The sequence below is a fragment of the Actimicrobium antarcticum genome (assembly GCF_039536745.1).
GTDB classification, from domain to species: Bacteria; Pseudomonadota; Gammaproteobacteria; order Burkholderiales; family Burkholderiaceae_D; genus Actimicrobium; species Actimicrobium antarcticum.
This window is the reverse complement of the sequence record NZ_BAAAZE010000003.1, coordinates 131,845-153,024: the sequence shown is the minus strand read 5'-3', so window position 1 is coordinate 153,024 and position 21,180 is coordinate 131,845. Positions and strand designations below refer to the sequence as shown.

Annotated in this window: 14 protein-coding genes; 7 read left to right on the top strand and 7 right to left on the bottom strand. The window is 59.5% G+C overall.

What is annotated here, in order from left to right:
• Nucleotides 1-700 precede the first annotated feature (700 nt).
• From ABD720_RS02575 to ABD720_RS02545, 7 genes are all read left to right on the top strand, one after another.
• A complete protein-coding gene (locus ABD720_RS02575; protein WP_344761651.1) occupies nucleotides 701-1,543 on the top strand; it encodes a 2OG-Fe(II) oxygenase in 843 nt (280 codons plus the stop codon).
• 77 nt (nucleotides 1,544-1,620) lie between these two features.
• Nucleotides 1,621-2,439, top strand: coding sequence for a thiazole synthase (locus tag ABD720_RS02570; protein WP_344761650.1), 819 nt, complete (start codon nucleotides 1,621-1,623; stop codon nucleotides 2,437-2,439).
• The gene (gene thiD, locus ABD720_RS02565; protein ID WP_344761649.1) at nucleotides 2,436-3,245 is read left to right on the top strand and encodes a bifunctional hydroxymethylpyrimidine kinase/phosphomethylpyrimidine kinase; all 810 of its coding nucleotides are present in this window, start codon (nucleotides 2,436-2,438) and stop codon (nucleotides 3,243-3,245) included. The genes ABD720_RS02570 and thiD overlap by 4 nt, the downstream gene beginning before the upstream one ends.
• On the top strand, nucleotides 3,242-3,898 hold the full coding sequence (thiE, locus tag ABD720_RS02560) for a thiamine phosphate synthase (RefSeq protein ID WP_344761648.1): 657 nt from the start codon (nucleotides 3,242-3,244) through the stop codon (nucleotides 3,896-3,898). Before thiD ends, thiE begins: the two co-directional genes overlap by 4 nt.
• Before the next feature lie 204 nt (nucleotides 3,899-4,102).
• The gene (locus tag ABD720_RS02555) at nucleotides 4,103-6,391 is read left to right on the top strand and encodes a hypothetical protein (RefSeq protein ID WP_344761647.1); all 2,289 of its coding nucleotides are present in this window, start codon (nucleotides 4,103-4,105) and stop codon (nucleotides 6,389-6,391) included.
• A 1,638-nt stretch (nucleotides 6,392-8,029) separates the two neighbouring features.
• On the top strand, nucleotides 8,030-9,208 hold the full coding sequence (locus ABD720_RS02550) for a hypothetical protein (RefSeq protein WP_344761646.1): 1,179 nt from the start codon (nucleotides 8,030-8,032) through the stop codon (nucleotides 9,206-9,208).
• A 487-nt stretch (nucleotides 9,209-9,695) separates the two neighbouring features.
• Nucleotides 9,696-11,969 (top strand): UvrD-helicase domain-containing protein, encoded by a 2,274-nt coding sequence (locus ABD720_RS02545; protein ID WP_344761645.1) that lies wholly within the window; start codon nucleotides 9,696-9,698, stop codon nucleotides 11,967-11,969.
• A gap of 326 nt (nucleotides 11,970-12,295) precedes the next feature.
• Here ABD720_RS02545 and ABD720_RS02540 read toward each other — a convergent pair whose 3' ends face one another.
• From ABD720_RS02540 to xdhA, 7 genes are all read right to left on the bottom strand, one after another.
• Nucleotides 12,296-13,093 carry a BPSS1780 family membrane protein gene (locus tag ABD720_RS02540; RefSeq protein ID WP_344761644.1) on the bottom strand — a complete coding sequence of 266 codons (798 nt, stop codon included), beginning with the start codon at nucleotides 13,091-13,093 and terminating at the stop codon, nucleotides 12,296-12,298.
• Between the two features lie 3 nt (nucleotides 13,094-13,096).
• Nucleotides 13,097-14,053 (bottom strand): homoserine kinase, encoded by a 957-nt coding sequence (locus ABD720_RS02535; RefSeq protein ID WP_344761643.1) that lies wholly within the window; start codon nucleotides 14,051-14,053, stop codon nucleotides 13,097-13,099.
• A 77-nt stretch (nucleotides 14,054-14,130) separates the two neighbouring features.
• On the bottom strand, nucleotides 14,131-14,556 hold the full coding sequence (locus tag ABD720_RS02530; RefSeq protein WP_344761642.1) for a DUF2782 domain-containing protein: 426 nt from the start codon (nucleotides 14,554-14,556) through the stop codon (nucleotides 14,131-14,133).
• 153 nt (nucleotides 14,557-14,709) lie between these two features.
• Nucleotides 14,710-16,041: a guanine deaminase gene (gene guaD, locus ABD720_RS02525; RefSeq protein WP_344761641.1), complete on the bottom strand. Its 1,332-nt coding sequence runs from the start codon at nucleotides 16,039-16,041 to the stop codon at nucleotides 14,710-14,712.
• Entirely contained in the window at nucleotides 16,038-17,027 is a 990-nt protein-coding gene (gene xdhC, locus ABD720_RS02520) for a xanthine dehydrogenase accessory protein XdhC (RefSeq protein ID WP_344761640.1), read from the bottom strand. Before xdhC ends, guaD begins: the two co-directional genes overlap by 4 nt.
• Entirely contained in the window at nucleotides 17,024-19,351 is a 2,328-nt protein-coding gene (gene xdhB, locus ABD720_RS02515; RefSeq protein WP_344761639.1) for a xanthine dehydrogenase molybdopterin binding subunit, read from the bottom strand. Before xdhB ends, xdhC begins: the two co-directional genes overlap by 4 nt.
• A complete protein-coding gene (gene xdhA, locus ABD720_RS02510; protein WP_344761638.1) occupies nucleotides 19,348-20,835 on the bottom strand; it encodes a xanthine dehydrogenase small subunit in 1,488 nt (495 codons plus the stop codon). The genes xdhB and xdhA overlap by 4 nt, the downstream gene beginning before the upstream one ends.
• Nucleotides 20,836-21,180 lie beyond the last annotated feature (345 nt).

The window sequence follows — 21,180 nt, the reverse complement described above, 5'->3', positions numbered from 1 at the left end:
AGGGGTATCGCGAAAATTACTCTGACCCCGCAAACGGATTGCGGAGCGCCGTCGTGGCGCACCGGAAACCAAGGTCGCGATCTGCGTGCTCCGGAATCCGCAAGCAGGGTCGGAGTAATTTTCGCGGTGAAGCATTGCGAAAAAAAACTCTGACCCTGGTTGCTGCTGTTGTGGTTTGCGGCAGTTGGTAAAAGCTGCCGAATGAATTCGTGAACGTAGGCAAAAGCAGCCGATGTGATTCGCGCTCATTGGCAAGAGCGGGTGGTGTAGATGGTGCGAAGGCGGCACGCTGTAAAAGCCAGTTTCCGGGGTCAGAGTTTTTTTTCGCAGGGGTATCGCGAAAATTACTCTGACCCCGCAAACGGATTGCGGAGCGCCGTCGTGGCGCACCGGAAACCAAGGTCGCGATCTGCGTGCTCCGGATTCCGCAAGCAGGGTCAGTGTAATTTTCGCGGTGAATCGTTGCGAAAAAAAACTCTGACCCTGGTTGCTGCTGATGTGATTTGCCGTGGTTGGTAAAAGCAGCTGATGTGGCGCGCCACCGTTGTAATCAATTCACTCTGACCCTAATTATTTTCACATGATGAACTTTTCATCTCCCGCTGCCATATACAGGAAGGGCCCCCACATCCACGGCCTGCCTCGGGGCGTCCTTACGACGCTTGCCTTCCCGCGATATCCAGCACAAGAGAGAACCATCATGCAAAAAAACGCATTGCAACGCCTCCCTGCGACTTGGCAACACTGGGTAATCGAGAATCTGGCCAAGGGCTGCGATCCGGAAGAGTTGGCGATGAAGATGGAGCGCGATGGTCCGTTCGACCGGACGCTGGCCGAGTTCGCGCTGGCGGAGGCGCATTTGCAAAGCCATCCCGAGAGCTTCGTGCGGCCACCCTTGCCGGAGATCGATACCACAGCCAACAAGATTGCCTTGCCGGATCGGGTGGTGGATGTGCTGCTGTCGGTGGCGATTCCGCGCATCGTCTTGCTGGGCAATGTGCTGAGCGATGACGAGTGCGATGCGATGGCGGAACTAAGCCGGTCCCGCTTTGCCCGCTCGAAGACGATCGATAACGATTCTGGCGTCGAACGGCACGATGTCGCCCGCACCAGCGAAAGCGCACATATCCAGCGCGGTGAAACCGACCTGGTCGCACGCATCGATGCACGCCTGGCCGCATTGGCCGGGTGGCCGGTGGCGCATGCCGAACCGCTGCAATTACAAAAATACCAGGCCGGCAACGAGTACCGCCCGCATGTCGACTGGTTCGATCCCGCGCTGCCGGGTACGGCAAAACACCTTGACAAAGGCGGCCAGCGGCTCGGCACGATCATTCTCTACCTGACCGATGTCGAGGAGGGCGGCGGTACGTCGTTCCCCGGCATCGGCCTGGATATTCATCCACAAAAAGGAGGCGCCCTGTTTTTTCGCAACACCACGCCGTTCGGCTTACCCGATAAAAAGACCTTGCATGCCGGTTTGCCAGTTGAAAAAGGCACTAAGATCATCGCCAATAAATGGCTGCGGGAAAAGCCGTACTGACCCGAGCAGGAAGGGGCGATGTCACCTGCGCATCGTGCCCTCCTGCCCATCCTGACTTCCGACACTGAACCGATCCCATGACCGCCGACGCATTCAACGACACCAACGCCCCATTCACCGACACTCCCCTCACCATCGCCGGCACCACCTACCGCTCGCGCCTGCTGGTCGGCAGCGGCAAATACCGCGACCTCGACCAGACCCGCGCTGCCACCGAAGCCAGCGGCGCCGAGATCATCACCGTGGCCATCCGCCGCGTCAACATAGGCCAGGACCCGAACGCACCCAACCTGCTCGACGTGGTGCCGCCGTCGCGCTACACCATCCTGCCCAACACCGCCGGTTGCTACAACGCCGCCGACGCCGTCTATACCTTGCAACTTGCCCGTGAATTGCTGGGCGGGCGCAAGCTGGTCAAGCTCGAAGTGCTGGGCGACGACAAAACCCTGTTCCCCAACATGCCCGAAACCCTGAAGGCCGCCGAGACCCTGGTGCGCGACGGCTTCGACGTGATGGTCTATTGCAGCGACGATCCGATCCAGGCCAAATTGCTGGAGCAGATCGGCTGCGTCGCCGTGATGCCGCTGGCCTCGCTGATCGGCTCCGGCATGGGCATCCTGAATCCGTGGAATCTGTCACTGATCATCGAGCAGGCCACCGTGCCGGTGCTGGTCGACGCCGGTGTCGGCACCGCCTCGGATGCCGCCATTGCGATGGAGCTGGGCTGCGATGGCGTGCTGATGAATTCGGCCATTGCCGGCGCCCGCGACCCGGTGCGCATGGCGCATGCGATGCGACTGGCGATCCAGGCTGGCCGCCACGCCTATCTGGCAGGACGCATGCCCAGGCGTTTCGCCGCATCACCATCGTCACCGATGCAAGGCCGTCCGGCATGACGCGACCCTGCGTGCTGGTCTTTGCCGGTTCCGACCCCAGCGGCGGGGCCGGCATCCAGGCCGATATCGGCAGCATCGGGGCGATGGGCGCGCACGCGCTGGCGCTGATCACCGCGCTGACCGTGCAGGACAACGACCGCGTGCAGGCCGTCTATCCGGTACCGGCGCGCTGGCTACAGCAACAGGCGCAGGCGCTGATCGACAAGATCGACATCGCCGCCATCAAGATCGGCGTCATCGGCAACCTCGCCAACGCCGCCATCATCATCGACGTGATCCACACGCTGCGCTTGCGCAATCCCGACCTGCCGGTGGTGCTGGACCCGGTTCTTGCCAGCGGCCATGGTGACCCGCTATCTGCCGACAATGCCGCTGCGATGCTGGCCGACCTGATTCCGCTGGCCACGCTGCTCACGCCCAACCTGCCCGAAGCTGCCGTGCTCTGCGCCGGCGACCGGCGCGCCGAACAGCAGATCGATACCTTGCTGCGCCGTGGCTGCGGTCACGTGCTGCTCAAGGGCGGCCACGGCACCGATACGCAGGTGGTCAATCGCTGGTACACCGACGGCGCGAGCCGCAGCTGGCACTGGCCGCGCCTGCCCGGTGCGTTCCATGGCAGCGGCTGCACGCTGGCCGGTGCGATTGCCGGTGCGCTGGCTTGCGGCATGCCGATGGAAGCCGCGCTCGATCTGGCGCAGGCGTTCTGCCATCGCACGCTGGAGCAATCGTTTGCCATCGCCGACGGCCAGCGCATCCCGAACCGCAACGTCGACTGGCACCAGAACACTCTCAAGGAAAAATCATGAACGGACTCTATCTCGTCACCCCCGACTGGGACGACACCGACCGCCTGTTGCACGTCACGGAGCAAGCCCTGCTGGGTGGCGCCGCGCTGGTGCAATACCGGCACAAAACCGCCGATGCCACACAGCGTCTGGAACAGGCCGGCGCGTTGCTGGCACTGTGCCGCCGCCACGCCCGCCCGCTGATCATCAACGACCACGCCGAGCTCTGCATCGCGCTCGATGCTGACGGCATCCATGTCGGCGGCACCGATGCCAGCGTCGCGCAGATGCGGACCTTGCTCGGACCGGACAAGATCATCGGCGCGTCCTGTTATGGCGACCTGCAACTGGCGCTGGCTGCGCAACGCAGCGGCGCCAGCTATATCGCCTTCGGTGGTTTTTACCCGTCGCGGGTCAAGCAATATCCGGTCACGACTGCGCCCGCCATCATCGCGCAGGCGCGGGCACTGATCGATTTGCCGGTGGTGGTGATCGGCGGCATGACGGTGGCAAATGCGCAGCCGCTGGTGGCGCAGGGGGCGCAGATGGTGGCGGCCATTAGTAGTGTGTACGGGGCACAGGATGTGCGGGCTGCGGCAGCGGGGTTTGCCGGGTTGTTTGTCCGGGAACGGGTAAATACACCAGACTTTTCTGGATTTTCTTCCGGTATTTAACCGCCCGCATCTTCCAATAATTGATGAACAGGGGTTCTGCTGACTTTTTAACATCTCGCACGGCAAAATTCTCCCGCTGTTGGAACTGACTCACCTTTTGCACTACTTATCAAGTGATTGCCGCAGCAATATCATTCCAGTCAAGAATTTAGTACCGGTTAATTTTATTGCTTTTTAAACGTGAACACCTGATCGGGGATTGCCATGGCTGAGTTTACTCCTACTCAAAAGACTATTAATCTTGAACATAGAGCTAAAGTTACTGTTTACCATACTGATGGCTCCGTTGATGATAAGCCCGCAGATGACAGTAATACCTATGCTCAAGGTGACATTATTTATGATGCTGCGACGCATACCACCTATGAAATTGGGAGTAATGGAGACGCGACAGTTATTGGAGATCGCGGACCTGGTAAAGAAACGGCAGTTACAACTGACGACTGGTGTGCCGCTGATAAAGAATCGCAGAGAGGGTTTTTTTCCAGATTATTTAATGGGAGATCAGACGCGCAGAAAAAATCCATTCGAGAGGGGCATACGATTGCAGCATTTGGGAATAATGCACCTGGCTCGGAATCATATGGTGGAGCCACGACACCCGTAGCACCAGGAACAACGCCATCAGCAACAACGCCATCAGCAACAACGCCATCAGCAACAACGCCATCAGCAACAACGCCACCAGCAACAACGCCACCAGCAACAACGCCACCAGCAACAACGCCACCAGCAACACCGACACCAACAACACCGACACCAGGCGCACCAAGTACTGGTGAGAGCGAATGGTCAAAACAAGCGGATATACCTCTCGATAGCGGAGCATCTGATGACGACTTCAATAGAGCCCCTACGGCCACAGATGAAGATGTAACGAAATACCTCGCTCAAAATCCGAATTTTGCAGGTTATATTCGAGAACACGCTAATGAAAAAGATGGAATAAACGGCATCTTGGCGAAATACCGTTCGGAGCATTATGCAACAAGTACAAAGGAAATCGGCATTATTAAAAATTTACAAAAGAGATCGCTGTCAGAGGACGAGCTGCGCACTATGTTTAAAGTGCCAGCTTCCGCTCCAATAACCACACCAGTTGCCAATGAGTCCTCACGTGGACTGCCTGTTTCCGAGAGTGCATGGGGGACACAAGAAGATAAGAGATACGATGCAAATGCGGGTCCAACCGGATATAACAATGCCATTGCCGCAACAAAGTCCGATCAAATTGAGTTTATGAATGGTAATAGTCAGCTTAAAAACTATATTATGGAACAGGCTAAGAATCCAGACGGCATAAAAGGTCTTTTTGAAAAATACAAGCGTGGTGAACTAGAAACAACCGCCAAGGAACTTGGCATCATTAAAGCTTATTCTGAAGATACAGCCTTTGGTCCAAACGGCCCTGGTGAAGACAGTCTGAGACAGCAATTTAATGTACCCACTCCTATTGCTCCAAGCGAAACGAGTACTACGGCAGGAGTGACAGCAACTACTACTACAACTACTACAGTTTTGCCAGACAGATTACCACAATCAATTACGGCAACCGAACCTTCAACAGAAACGGATGTTTATCCTTTAGATGTAGGGACTCAGCAATATCAGAGTTTTATAGCGGGGATGTTTATGCCAGGTGACTTTAAAACCGCGATTGAGAAGATGGACCCTAAAGACCAGTTCTTTAAAGACATGGCAAGCAGAGAGAAGTTTACCGCGATTTATAACGATGACTTCAAAAAACCAGAAGTGTTTTACAAGTATTTCAATAAAGACGGCACGCTTACGCCGGATGGCATGGTGGCTGAAGCATTCGCAATGCAGCTCAAATCTCATGATAATCCTATACTGTTCAATAAGTTGGATGGAGCGAAAAATTTCGTAGTTGCTAATAATCCTGTGGCTCCAGCAGCAGGTGCTCCTTTACCCGACACCACCTTCAACGAACAAACCTGTATTGATACACTCAAGGACTCGGATTATCTTTTTAACGATAAAAGTGGAACTTGGGGGAGTCAAGGTCAGAATTACAAAGCAGCAAAAGGTAATGGAGCTGACTTGAACGATCTTTACAGGGTTTCTACCGATCCTGGCGTACCAGCGGATGTACGGAATGCAGCAAAGTGGTTACTGAGTCACCCTAAACTTTTGCAAAAAGTGATGGGTGATGACTCAAAATTCAGCAGAGACGATATGTCGAATCTTAAAGGTCTTCAAACAAGTGAAAAAACGGCGCCTAGTCTTGATCCTCTCTTGGAACAAAAGGACGTAGGGCCAGGAAGTGTGATTACCACCAATGCAGAGGCGAAAGCTGCTATGCAAGATCGTAATAGTGGAGAGATGAGTTACGCAGACCTGATTACATGGATTAACGATGGTACGGTCTCAGAAAAGAGGAAAAACGCCGCAAGATATATCCTTGCTCATCCTGATTATTTCATTCAGATATGTGGTGGAAAATCGACCTTTAGAATTGAGAACATGTCGTAACGTGGCTTTAAAAATTCTTTGAACATCAAATGCGATAATTTTTTTGAAGATGTTTCTTTGTGATGATTGGAGCTGGAGTAGCCTGTAAATTTGCCAAATACGATAGCGTGTCTTGCCACGAGCTGCAGTCAGGTAAATCCCCCAGTATTTTGGGGGATTTTTTTTGGTCTGCCCGGCATGAGTGCACTCTTGTGGATGCAAGTCCCGCCGTGAATTGACAACAGCGAAGCGCAACTGCGCAACGTCGACAGACCGTGGAGAGTTAGCTTGCCGCGGAACCATTACGCAACTTGCTCAAGGGCCGCACTGTTAAGTACAGTCATCGCGTGGACGCGCATTGCCCACGCAGTCGACGGCAAGATAAAAACCAATCAGCCGACGCTAACGAAAGCCATGTTGCAGGCTGACCGCAAGCATGCGTGCGGCATCTGGTGAAGTCGTTTGACGACTTTGCCGCGTGACACACTTCGACAGGTGACAGCGTCTGCCATGATCACCGTCGCAAAAACCATTCCGGAAGAACCGTCGGTATGTTGGTAACGCCCTTGCCCAGTGGCGGCGGACTCATCGGTATTGCCACCTCGCCGGAGGTGCCGTCAACAGCCTCAGAGTCAGGCGGGCAAACCACCTGCGCCACCGGAATCTGTTGCATCAACAAATCTCGCGCCGCCGAATCGCGATGGTGCCGGGAACAAAACCCTGTCCCGCACGCTGGCCTGGCGGGTGCTTTTCGCCATACGGGCAGCAGCGCCTCATGGGATTGTTGCGGAGTGTGCGGGTGCTCATTGCCTGCCCCGATTAACGCCAGGGCCTGTCGCAATACGGTTGGTAACTTCATGGTGATTACGTTCTTTATTCTCGTTATGGATTGATTGATCGACCCGAACATCAGTCGATCTCCGGCAAGCCCGGCCTATGCTGTTGCATCCCAGTCGCCCGCTCGATACGGCAAGCCCATGCGTGGGGAAATCACTGCAAAAGTTCCACCGATGCGCACTTTGGCAGCATCTGTCGCGGCCCTGGTCGACGCTGTGTAACGACCCCGAAACGTCATGCCGCCAGCGCGGAACTACCCTGCCGAGTGGGGTACTTATCTAATGACAGCAGCCTCAATTGCCCATCCAGTAAAGCAATTAGTCATGCAAATCGGTTGGTCGCTGATCGCGGCAGGCGAGCGGTTGTGAGGTGTCGTCATCTGCGCTGTACCGAGTGCCGATGACAGGAAAATCAGGGGCAAGCATCGCAATGCACGCCTGCGCTACCTCCTCCTGTCATCGGCGTGACCGTCCTGCCCGAGGCGTAGGTGCCATGGCATGACGATCCGTCTAGATCGGGAAGCGATGCGCCATCGTCGATGCGACAGGACAGCGTTGTCGACACCCGCTGCACGACCTGCTTTATGCCTGCCAGCCTTTACTTTTCGGACTCTGCTTGAGTCTTAATGCCTCACCACCAGGAGCTATCATGATGACTCGCGGAGTTTCCTCTACCGAACTGAACATCGCTACGATGCCGTTTCAAATTCCAGAAAGCCAACTTCCTATCGTGACTACCGCAGGACCGATGCCGTTCGAGGGTGGGGCTACGCAATACCGGACGATGCCTTTTTCAGTGCCGCCGCAAACCTTCGCCTCAACAATGCCGACACCCTATATGCCACCGTCTGTCATCGGCACCCCAGTCGCACCCGCCGACCGGCAAGGCATCGCCGACTGGCTGAAAAACAATTTGCCTCCCTGGCTGCAAGCAATGCTGGGCATCACGGGGCAGGGTGATCACGCCGAGCAGGCGCCGGTGCAGCGCAACGAGCGCCGTTCTGCGTATGCGGCCGATATCCTCGCCGACGATGCCAATCTCTGGAGCGACGGTGTCACCCTCGATGAGGCCGGACTGCAGGATATTGTCGACCATCCCGAAAAACATGAGCCCGATACCGTACGCGCAGCCCAGATCCTGCTCAACCATCCGGGACAACTCGCCAAAATCATCGCTGGCGCAAATGGCAGCAATACCGGTCGCACGATATCGCCGGAGGGCCTGGCCCGCTACAGCAAGCACGTGACCATGCAAACCCCGCCCGCCGTCAACAATGCCGCCCACCCTAGCCGTGCCTGGCAACACTCGGCGGATGCCGCCGAAATCCTGGCCGGCGATGATAATTTGTGGAAAGGAAAAAGCTATCTTGATATCGGCGACCTGAAAGATATTGTCAACCATCCCGAGCAGCATTCGCCTGACACCACGCATGCCGCAAAGGTGATGCTGAGGAATTTGCCGCAATTCAGCCTTGCCGATGGCATCAATACCAATGGTGCGCGGGATGGTGAAGTCTGGCGTCGTGACCTGACCAGCTTTGCCACCTCCGTGCCGGCGACAGTCGTTGCTCCGACCGTGGCATTTGACACCACCAATCAGGATTTCATGCAACGCGCTCTGGCCTCGGTTGCGGCGCGCGCGCAGTTACAGCAAGCCACAACCATGGGCCCATTCCCGGCCAACATGGATCCGATGCCGTCCATGGCCCGGCAGTCGCTATTGGCCGACACAAAACTGTGGGAAGGAAAGGCAACCCTGACCCCGCAAGATCTTGCGAATGTGCTGTTGCATCCAACCGATTACGCGCCAGATACCGTCACCGCAGCCATGTACATGCTGACGCATCCGGAGGCTTTTCATGATGAAGATCCCGCGGTAGCTGCCAACACGGCACTCAACGGGCAGGTCAACTTGCTGCAAACTCGGCTGGAGACACTGCAGGCGCAACTGGATGCAGAAACCGCAGCGGCACTTGCGTCTGACAACGACCCGACCACATAAGACCCGGGACACTGCCCTGACCATCGGCGCCATTGATTGCGGGCTTGTCCGCTTGCTGGTTGGGCAGCAGAGTTGGCAGGTTGACCGTGCGTCAACCTGCCTGTCCGGTCGGCAGTCGTTTCTGTTGCCGAATCGTAGGTTGGGCTGCAAAGCCCAACTTGCGTCAAGCTCTCTGTGAGGTTGTTGTACGGTTGTCGGTAGCGCAAATTGTTAGCACGCCGACGTATCAAGGCAGGCGCTGCCCGACGGAGCCAAACTCCTTCCGCTTGCTTCGACCGCATACGGAACTTGACGCATGTTGGGCTTTGCAGCCCAACCTACAGTCGGTCGTTTGCATGCTGAAATTTGCAGGCAAAGCGCACCTTGACAGTTCTGGGTTGCCAGCCCTATCCACGCGCCAGCTTGCGTTGGCGGCAGCAAGGTACTAACACGCTTGCGTAGCCCCATTCCGTCTCCCGCTTCCGGGCATGGCAGCTATAATCCCCCGATGCAAAATCTCCTTCACAACCTCAATCCCGAACAACTCGCCGCCGTTACATTACCCGCACAGCATGCGCTGATCCTCGCTGGTGCCGGCTCCGGCAAAACCCGTGTGCTGACCACCCGCATCGCCTGGCTGATCCAGACCGGGCAGGTGGCACCGAACGGCATACTGGCTGTGACCTTCACCAACAAGGCCGCCAAGGAAATGACGCTGCGCCTGTCGTCGATGATGCCGACCAGCACCCGCGGCATGTGGATCGGGACGTTCCATGGCCTGTGCAACCGGTTACTGCGCGCGCACCACCGCGATGCCGGCTTGCCGCAAACTTTCCAGATACTCGATTCGTCGGACCAGTTATCGATGATCAAGCGCATGCTCAAGGCGCTCAATGTCGACGACGAAAAATTCCCGCCGCGTAATCTGATGTACTTCATCAATGGTGCCAAGGACCAGGGCTTGCGTGCCAGCGACGTCGATGCCAGCGATGACTACAACCGCCGCATGGTCGAGCTCTACGATTACTACGACAACCAGTGCCAGCGCGAAGGCGTGGTCGATTTTGCCGAGCTGCTGCTGCGCACCTACGAACTGATGAGCCGCAACCAGCCGTTGCGCGAGCATTACCAGGCGCGCTTCAAGCACATCCTGGTCGATGAATTCCAGGATACCAACAACCTGCAATACAACTGGCTGAAGCTGATGGCCGGCAACCGGGGTGCGGTGTTTGCGGTGGGCGACGATGACCAGAGTATCTATGCATTCCGTGGTGCCAATGTGGGCAACATGTCGGCCTTCGAGCACGAATTCAATGTGCAGAACCTGATCAAGCTGGAGCAGAACTACCGCTCGCACGGCCATATTCTCGATACCGCCAACGTCCTCATTGCCAACAATACCAAGCGCCTCGGCAAGAACCTGCGTACCGACGCCGGTCATGGCGAACCGGTCCGTATTCATGAATCCACCAGTGATCTGCTGGAAGCGCAATGGATCATCGACGAAGCCAAAAACCTGATCGCCGACGGCGCGCTGCGCAGTGAAATCGCCGTGCTGTACCGCTCGAACGCGCAATCGCGGGTGATTGAACACGCGCTGTTCTCGGCCGGCATTCCGTACAAGGTCTACGGCGGCCAGCGCTATTTCGAGCGGGCCGAAGTCAAGAGTGCGATTGCCTATCTGCAGCTGATGGATAACCTGCACAACGACTCGGCGTTCTTGCGCGTAGTGAACTTCCCGACGCGCGGCATCGGTGCGCGCTCGCTGGAGCAATTACAGGATGCCGCGCGGGCGCACAATCTGTCGCTGTACGCGGCAGTGCCGCATGTGGCTGGCAAGGCCGGCACGTCGCTCGGTGCCTTCGTCAACCTGATCGAAAGCACGCGCTTCGAAACCGCACAACTGGCGCTGCCGGAAATGGTCATTGTGGTGCTGGCTGCGAGCGGCCTGATCACCCATTATCAACACGAAAAAGAAGGCGCCGACCGCGTCGAGAATCTGGAGCAGCTGGTCAATGCCGCCACCGTCTTCGTCAACGAAGAAGGCTTCGGCCACGACGCGCCGGCGTTCCTCGGACCGCAAAGTGCGCCGATGAGCGGTGCGGGGATCGTACTGGACGACGGGTCGGAAATACTCGACGCCGACGCACCGTTGCCAGCGGTGATGTCGCCGCTCTCGGCCTTTTTGTCGCATGCGTCGCTCGAAGCCGGCGACAACCAGGCCACCGCCGGGCAGGACGCGATGCAACTGATGACGGTGCATTCGGCCAAGGGGCTGGAGTTTGATACGGTGTTCATTACCGGTCTGGAAGAGGGCTTGTTTCCGCACGAAAATGCGCAGAAGGAAGAGGCTGGTGTCGAAGAAGAGCGCCGCCTGATGTACGTCGCCATCACGCGTGCGCGCCAGCGCTTGTACATGAGTTTTTCGCAAACGCGGATGTTGCATGGGCAAACCCGCTACAACCTCAAGTCACGGTTTTTTGCAGAATTGCCGGAAGAGTCGCTGAAGTGGTTGTCGCCGCAGGTGCAGCCGTTTTATCGCTACGACAGCCCGAAAGCAGCATGGGTCGATGCGCCGGCCGTGCCATCGGCGGCGCTGGGAATGCGCGTTAAAGACAATGGCTGGCGGATTGGTGAATCGGTCGTGCATGCCAAGTTTGGCGAGGGCGTCATCGTCAACATCGAAGGCGGCGGCATGAATGCGCGGGCGCATATCAATTTTGGGCGGCACGGGATGAAATTGCTGGATTTGAGTATTGCGAAGCTGGAGAAGGTGGCTTGAGGGTAGCGGCGGATCGGCAAGCTTGATCGGGCAACCGGATCATTGGCTGTTGCAAATCGCTGCACACCACATCCGCAGCAACCAGGGTCGGAGTTTTTTTTCGCAGCGCTTCACCGCGAAAATTACTCTGACCCTGCTTGCGGAATTCGGAGCACCCAGATCGCGACCTTGGTTTCCGGTGCGCCACGCCTGCACTCCGCAATCCGTTTGCGGGGTCAGCGTAATTTTCGCGATACCCCTGCGAAAAAAAACTCTGACCCTGCTTGCGGAATTCGGAGCACGCAGATCGCGACCGCCGCTGCCGGTGTGCCACCAGCCATCCAGCCTCACACGTCAATATCAATCCCCGCCGCTTTCACCGGCTCCTGCTCCGGCACCGGAAATACATCCGTATAAGTAATATAAAACGAGCTATACAACACCACCGTCAGCAACATCGACAACGGCATCATCACCATCACGATCATGCTGGCGCTGTTGAATATCAATGCCAGCAACAGACTCGTCACCGTCGGCAAGATCACGCCCACCGCAACCCACGCCAGGCCATATACCAGGAACGCGCGGAACTCCCGCTGCACCGCAAAGAAGCTGTAGAACACCGCTTTGACCACGCCCATTTTTTGCCACGCAACCAGCGGTGCGGCATACCAGAATGCCATTGAGGCGGGCAGGTACACCAGCGCGGCGGCCAGAATCGCCAGCCCCATATTGGATTCTGCGACGACCTTCGGATCGAGCCCGGTTTGCCCGCTGATGACTTTCCAGAACACGCCGCCATCGACCAATACCGACGCACCCAGCGCCAACATGCCGGTGGCCAGCTGCAAGACCCCCAGCAGCAGCAGCGCCTTGATCGCCGGTGAACGGAAGGGCACGAACAGCAGCTTCGGAAAGACCCGTTCGCCGTTGCGCACCTGCGCACTGGCGCTCAGGAACGCCATCGAAAATACCGGCACCAGGATCAGCGGCGCCACCTGTCCCAGCAGCGGCACGATGCCGATGGCGATCATGATGAACATGTAGCTGATGAACAGCGTAGAGAGTTCGACAGGTTGTTTGCGAAAGAGCGCGAAGCCTTCTTTCAGCCACAGCCAGCCGGTCTTTGCAGGAAGATGGGTCATGGGTCAGGGTAGGGTAGGTGCGGCGGTGGCAATGCGTTCTTGCAGGATGCGCTTGAAATGGCCGGGGTCATGCGGTACCAGCATTTCGGCGTCGCGCGGCAGATGGAAATCGTACAGGCGCGACAGCCAGAAGCGCAGTGCTGCCGCACGCAGCATGGGTTGCCAGGCCATCTTTTCTGATGCAGTGAATGGCCGCACCGCGTGATAGGCATCGAGCAGCGCGCAGACGCGACTGGTGTCGAGCACGCCGCTGTCGAGGTCGATGCACCAGTCGTTGACGGTGACGGCAACATCGAACAACCAGGTGTCGCAGCCGGCAAAATAGAAATCAAAGAAACCGGTCAGCCGGTCACCGTCGAACATCACGTTGTTGCGAAACAGGTCGGCGTGGATGGGGCCGTTCGGCAATGCCATATAGGCTTCGGAATCGGCAAAGCCTTCCTGGAATTCCATCTCGTCGAGCAACAGGATCATCGACTCCGGCGCCATGTACGACAGTACCGTGGGCACCGTGCTGCGCCACCAGTCGATCCCGCGCAGGTTGGGCTGGCGGATCGGGAAGTCGGCGGCGGCCAGGTGCATGCGGGCCAGCATCGCGCCGACCGCGGCGCAATGTGACGGCGCCGGGTCCATCTGGCAACTGCCATCGAGCTTGCTGACGATGGCGGCGGGTTTGTTGTGCAGCGGCGTGATCAGGTCGCCGGCGTTGTTGGCAATCGGCGCTGGTACGGCCACGTTGCTTTCGGCCAGATGGCGCATCAGTTGCAGGTAGAACGGAAGCTGCGCGAACGTCAGTTTTTCAAAAATCGTCAGGACGAATTCGCCATGCTCGGTGGTGATGAAGAAGTTGCTGTTTTCGATCCCGGAAGCAATGCCCCGGATCGACGATGCGACGCCGAGCGGAAACTGGGTAATCCAGGTGGTGAGGTCGTCTTGCGTGACCGGAGTAAAGACTGCCATGTGCGGGTACGGGATAGGGGGCGTGCGACAAGGCGCAACGCGCGTTCAGGGATCGGGTGCAGTGATGCACCCGTGGCTTATTTTTTGGCTGGCGGTGCTGGTGGCAGCGGTGGTGCCGGTGCATCCGGTACCTGCTCGCCGGGTTTGACTTGTTTCTTGCCGCCCCAGTCGAATTCTTTCACGGTCCATTGCGGTGGACGCACGGCATTGCTCTGGGCATCGCCCGGCGCGGCATTGCCGGGACCGGCGCTTTGCTTGACCCGGTAATTGCTCTTGCCGCTTTGCACCTGCACTTCGGTGACGACACCCTGTTCACGTTTCTGGGTGGTCTTGCCGCGGCTGTCGGAGGGGCGCACCGTACTGTCCGGCGCCGCGCCTTCTTCCAGCTTTTGCAGATTGGGGGGTGGTGGAGCGTCCTTGCCGGTTTGGGCTTGGACCAGAATGGGCGTTGCTGTTGCTGCAACGCACAGGATAAAGAGGGGCCAGATTGTTGAAGTGCGCATGATGGTCGACGCCTGACGGAAAGTGAGCCTCATTGTAACAAACAGATGTGGCCGGACCGACGGCGATTCTTGATGGATGTCGTGTCGTGTCGGGTTCTGCGCTGCGCCAGATAGCCAGCCGCGCCAGCCGACGCACCTTGCCCGACCCGAACGTCAATCTGCGCGCTGCACCCCGCTGCGCCTGTGCACTATTTGTCCTGCCGAATACGTCGCCATCACCGCCCGGTCATCCCCCAGCATCGCGAACGCAAACAGCAATTCCTCCAGGCTATCGGTCCGTGCCGTGCGTCGCGCCAGCAGCGGCGTGGCCTGCGGGTCCAGCACGATGAAGTCAGCTTCCGTGCCAGCCGCAAAATTGCCGATCGTGCCATCGAGCTGCATGCTGCGCGCCGCGCCCAGCGTGGCCAGATAGAACATCCGCAGCGCCGGCAGATACGTGTTGCCCATGCGCGCGACCTTGTAGGTTTCGTTCATCGTCTGCAGCATCGAAAAGGCGGTGCCGCCGCCTACGTCGGTCGCCAGCGACAAGCGCATCCGCGCCGCATCGGCCGCCGCAAAATCGAACAGGCCGCTGCCCAGGAACAGGTTCGAGGTCGGACAGATCGCCACCGCCGCGCCGGTCGCCGCCATCCGTGCACGGTCGTCGGCATCGAGCCAGATGCAGTGCGCCAGCATGCTGCGCTCGCGCAGCAGTCCGGCCTGCTCGTAGACATCCAGATAGCTGCGCGCCTTTGGAAACAGCGACGCGACCCACGCGACTTCATCGGTGTTTTCGGCCACATGGGTTTGCACGAAGGTGCTCGGATAGGCCCGCGCCAGTTCTCCGGCCAGCTGCAATTGCGCGTCGCTGGAAGTGGGTGCGAAGCGCGGCGTGATCGCGACCATCTGCCGGCCACGCTGATGCCACTTGTTGATCAGCAGCTCGCTGTCACGTGCGCCGCCTTCGGCCGTGTCCTGCAAAAATGCCGGACAGTGGCGGTCCATCATGACTTTGCCCGCCACCATGCGCAGGTTGCGCGCTGCGCTGGCGCTGAAAAATGCCTCGACCGATTCGGGATGCACGGTGCAATACACCATTGCGGTGGTGGTGCCACAGCGCAGCAGTTCATCCAGAAAAAAATCCGCCACCTCGCGTGCATGCAGCGGGTCGGAAAACTGCCGTTCGGTCGGAAACGTGTACGTCTCCAGCCACGGCAACAGACCCGGTGCGGGCGAGGCGATCATATCGGTCTGCGGATAGTGGATGTGCGTGTCGATGAAGCCGGGCACGATCAGTTTGCCGCGGTAGTCGGTGATCGCAACCTGGTCGGGCAGCGTGGCTTTCAGCGTCGCGTAATCGCCGGCGGCGAGGATGCGCTCGCCATCGACGATCAGCAAGCCATCCGCATGCCACACATGGGCATCGGCGTCGAACGCCGGGTCGGCAGTGAAGTGCAGCAGGCTGGCGCGGTAGGCGTGCAGCGTGGGTTGGAGGTCGGTGTTCATGGTTGGTGTTCTTTGGCGTGAGGTACAAGACTGGCTTCCCAGACTTGCAGTAATTGGGCGGCAACCGCGGCAGCGATGACGGCTGGCGCCTTGCCGCTGATCCCGTCGATACCGACCGGGCAGGTCATGCCGGCCAGTCGCTGGTCGGGAATGCCGCGTTCGCGCAGGCGATGTTCAAATTGATGGCGCTTGGTGGTGGAGCCGATCAGACCGAACCAGATAGCGTCGTTACGCTGCAGGATGGCCTCGCACAATGCCTGGTCGAGCGCGTGGCTGTGTGTCATTACCAGAAAACTGCTGCCGGGACTGGCGGCGCGCACCGTTGATTGCGGCGTGTCGGTGATCTCGATGGTGGTATTGGCCGGTACGCTGGCCGGGAACACGTCATCACGTTGATCGATCCATGTGACATGGCAGGGCAGGTCGGCCAATGCGCGGACGATTGCCGCACCGACGTGACCGGCGCCGAACAGCAGCAAATGCGATCGATAAGCCAGGCAGCGATCAACCAGCCAGTGCTGGGCGGCGGCGTCGCGTAGGATATGGGTCGGCAGCGCGCGGTCGATCACCGGTGTCGGTGGGCCATCCAGGCACTGGCCGCGGTCGTCCAGCAGTGACGGCGCGCTGATGGCATCGAGCGCCACCACGCGCCATGTGTCGCGACGCTCCTGCCAGCGCTGGCCGAGCAGCGCGACGTGGCCGGCCTGATCCGCATCGATCCGCTCGAAGGCCAGATGCACGACGCCACCGCAGCATTGGCCGAGGCTGGGACCGAGCGCAAAGCGTTCCAGTCGGCGTGCGGCTGGCAGCACCAGCATCTCGCGGGCAATTTCGCAGGCGCGCAATTCCAGATGGCCACCACCGATGGTAGCGATTTGCCGGTCACGTGTGACCAGCATTTTCGCGCCGGTTTCCCGTGGTGCAGAACCCGCGACTGCCGCCACCGTGACCAGTACGCCATTCGGGCAATCGGTAAAAAAACTCACACTGCACCCGCGGCCAGCTGGACCGCTTCGATGGCGTTGAGGATTTCTTCGCTGGTGGCCGGGGCATGCAACGGCGGATGTATCCGGTGCCCGCCGACGCTGGAGACGGCATCGCGTATCGCAAAAAATACCGAGAACGGCAGCAACAAAGGTGGTTCGCCCACCGCTTTCGAGCGATGGATGCTGTCACTCACATTGCGGTTCGTGAACAGCTTCACGCGGAAGTCCTCGGGGCAATCCGAGACGGTGGGTATCTTGTAGGTCGACGGTGCATGCGTAGTCAGTTTGCCGTCCTTGTTCCAGCACAGTTCTTCGGTAGTGAGCCAGCCCATGCCCTGGATGAACGCGCCTTCGACCTGACCGATATCGATCGCGGGATTGAGTGACTGGCCGGCGTCGTAGAGTGCATCGGCGCGCAGCAGTTTCCATTCGCCGGTGAGCGTATCGACCAGCACTTCCGATACCGCAGCACCGTAGGCGTAATACGAAAACGGATGCCCGGTCATGCTGGCTGCATCCCAGTGCAGGCCCGGCGTTGCATAGAATCCGTCGGACCACAATTGCACCCGCGCCAGATAGGCCTTGGCCACCACATCGGCAAAAGCCAGCGACTGTCCAGCCACCAGTACGCGGCCATCGGCGAAGCGCACCTCGCTGGCCGGCACGCCGTACTGGCCGGCCGCAAACGTCGCCAGGCGGTCGCGGATCTGGCGTGCCGCATCTTGCGCGGCCTTGCCGTTGAGGTCGGCACCGGTTGATGCCGCCGTGGCCGAGGTGTTGGCAATCTTGCTGGTATCGGTGGCGGTAACGCGCACGTGCGCCAGCGCGATGCCGAGTTCCTGCGCCACTACCTGCATGACCTTGGTATGGATGCCCTGGCCCATTTCGGTGCCGCCATGATTGACCAGCACCGAGCCATCGACATACACGTGCACCAGCGCACCGGCCTGATTCAGGTGGTTGACATTGAAGGCGATGCCGAACTTCACCGGCGTGATCGCCAGGCCTTTTTTAAGCAGCGGGCTGCTGGCATTGAAGGCGTTCACGGCGACGCGGCGCTGGCGGTACTGACTGCTGTCGTCAAGTTCGGCGACCAGTGCATGGATGACGTTGTCATCGAGCTGCTGGCCGTAGGGCGTGGTGTCACGGCCGCTGTCGCCATAAAAATTCAGGCGACGGATATCGAGTGCATCGCGACCCAGCGTGCGCGCAATCTCATCGATGGCATATTCGATGGCCAGCGCACCCTGCGGGCCACCAAAGCCGCGAAACGCCGTGTTCGATTGCGTGTTGGTCTTGGCGCACACCGCGCTCAGATCGACATCCGACAGGTAATACGCATTGTCGACATGGCAGATCGCACGGGTCGCGACCGGGCCCGACAGGTCGGCGGAATAACCGGCGCGCAGCACCATCTCGACCTTGGCCGCAACGATGCGGCCGTCATCGTCATAGCCGACCGCGTAGTCGTAGTCGAAGCAATGGCGCTTGCCGGTGACCAGCATGTCGTCGTCGCGGTCGGCGCGCAATTTGACCGGGCGCTGCAGTGCCGCAGCACTGAGCGCGGCGGCGGCTGCCCACAATGCCGACTGCGATTCCTTGCCGCCAAAACCGCCGCCCATGCGCCGGCATTCGACCGTCACATGGTGCGATTGCAGGCCCAGAACATGCGCCACCACATGCTGCATTTCGGACGGATGCTGGGTCGAGCACAGCACCAGCATGGCGCGATTTTCTTTCGGAATCGCATAGGCGATCTGGCCTTCTAGATAAAACTGTTCCTGGCCGCCGACCGACAGCGTGCCGGTGGCGTGGTGCGGGGCGGCGGCGAACTTGCGCTGGAAGTCGCCGCGCTGCAGGCGCATCGGCGGCAGCACGTACGACTTGGCGGCGTGGGCGGATGCGGCCGTCAGGTGGGCCGGCAGCACGGTGTAATCGACCTGCGCCAGACGGGCTGCGCGACGCGCATTGTCATGCGTGTCGGCCACCACCACGAACAGCGGCTGGCCGACATACTGCACCAGCCCGTCGGCAAATACCGGGTCGTCATGGAGGATCGGACCGCAGTCATTGACGCCCGCAATATCGGCGGCGGTGAATACCGCGACCACGCCGGCTGATGCCCTCACTGCCGCAAGATCGATCTGCGTAAAGCTGGCATGCGCCTGTTGCGACAGGCCCAGCGCGGCGTGCAGCGTACCGTGCAGTTCGGTGACGTCATCGGCATACGTGGCGCTGCCGAGGACGTGCAGGATGGCAGATTCATGCGGATGCGACTGGCCGACTTCGGCCCAGACACCAGGCAATTCGATGGGGGCGTTCATGCGCGCTCTCCGTGGGCAAACGCGTTGACCTGCTGCGGCGCGAGCGGGGCCTCGGGACGGGTTTCGAACCAGAAGCGTTTGAGCAGATTTTGTGCCGCTTTCATCCGGTAGGCGCTCGACGCGCGCATGTCGCTCAGCGGTGCATAGTCCTGCGCCAGCATGGTCATGGCGTGGGCGAGCGTGGCCTCGGTCCAGGGCTGGCCGAGCAGGGCGGCTTCGGCTTGCGCGGCACGTTTCGGCGTGGCCGCCATGCCGCCGAACGCGATGCGCGCTTCGCGAATGATTGCGCCATCGAGGCTGATGGCGAACGCCGCGCAGACCGCCGAAATATCCTGATCGAAGCGCTTGGCCAGTTTGTAGGTGCGGAAGTGGCGGCCGGCTTGTGGCAACGGGATGCGGATCGCAGCGACGATTTCATCGGGCTGCAGGTCTTTTTTCTGATACCCGAGATACAGGTCTTCGAGCGCCAGCACGCGCTCGCCGGCTCTGCCGTGCAGCACCACGGAAGCGCCGAGTGCAATCAGCCACGGCATCGAATCGCCGATCGGCGAGCCGTTGGCGACATTGCCGCCCAGCGTGCCGGCATTGCGCACCGGTTGCCCGGCGAAGCGCTGCCAGAGCTCGCTCAGTTCCTGCGGATAGTGGTCGCAGAGCGCGCGGTAGGCGTCGTCCAGCGATACGGCTGCGCCGATGTCCAGCTGGTCGCCGCGCAGGTGCAGCGTCTTCAGAGCGCTGACCTGGCCCAGATAAATGATGTCGCCCAGATTGCGCAACTGCTTGGTGAACCACAGGCCGACATCGGTCGAGCCGGACAGGATCGTCGCCGCCGGATACAGTGTGCGCAATTGAATGACCTCGGCCAGCGTGCGCGGCGCGAAGAAGGTGTGCCCGTCGCCGATCGCATGGGTCAGCATGCCGCTGCGCTGCAGGCCTTGCAGCGTGGCGGCCAGCGCAGCGCGATCGAAGCGTACCGGCGGCAACTGTCCCATCCGTTCGGCGGCGGCGATGATGGGTCGATAGCCGGTGCAGCGGCACAGGTTGCCGGATAACGTATCGTCGATCTGCTTGCGTGATGGTGGCGCCGACTGACCTTCGCCTTCGCGTTGCAGGTACAGGCTCCAGAGCGACATCACGAACCCCGGTGTGCAGAAACCGCATTGCGAACCATGACATTCCACCATCGCCTGTTGTGCCGGATGCAGCGCACCGCCGGGCTGCTGCATGTCCTCGACGGTGAACAGGGCTTTGCCGTCCAGAGCGGGTAGCAGCTGGATGCAGGAATTGATCGTCCGGAGCCGTACCTCGCCATCCGACAACTCGCCTATCAGCACGGTACACGCGCCGCAATCGCCCTCGGCACAGCCTTCCTTGGTGCCGGTGCAATGCAGGTCCTCGCGCAGATGCTGGAGTACGGTGCGCAGCGGTGTGGTGTGGTTGATGTGATGGACGGTGCCGCGGTAGTAGAAGCGGATGGGCTCGGACATGGGGATCGCCTTCAGTTGACTGATGACGCTAGGGTAGCAGTTGGGATGCGGAGGGGTATATGCGGTGGATGATGGGGGTTATCGGTTGTGTGCACGTGGTGATGCGACGTGTTGCGGATGTTCGCGGGAGCTGGCGGTTGCGGGGTGGGCTGGGGAGCCTAATGTGGGTTGGCTTCCTGCGCGGTTGGCGGTTGGTGGTTTGCGGTCTGCGGTAGCTAAAACGGTTTGTGCTCCGTCATGACGAAGCCGGGGGCGGCCCGGCAGCCGGTCACTTCTTTTTGCTTCGCCAAAAAGCAGTAACCAAGAAAAAGGCGACCGCTAGACCGCTGCCCTGCGGGTTCCCAA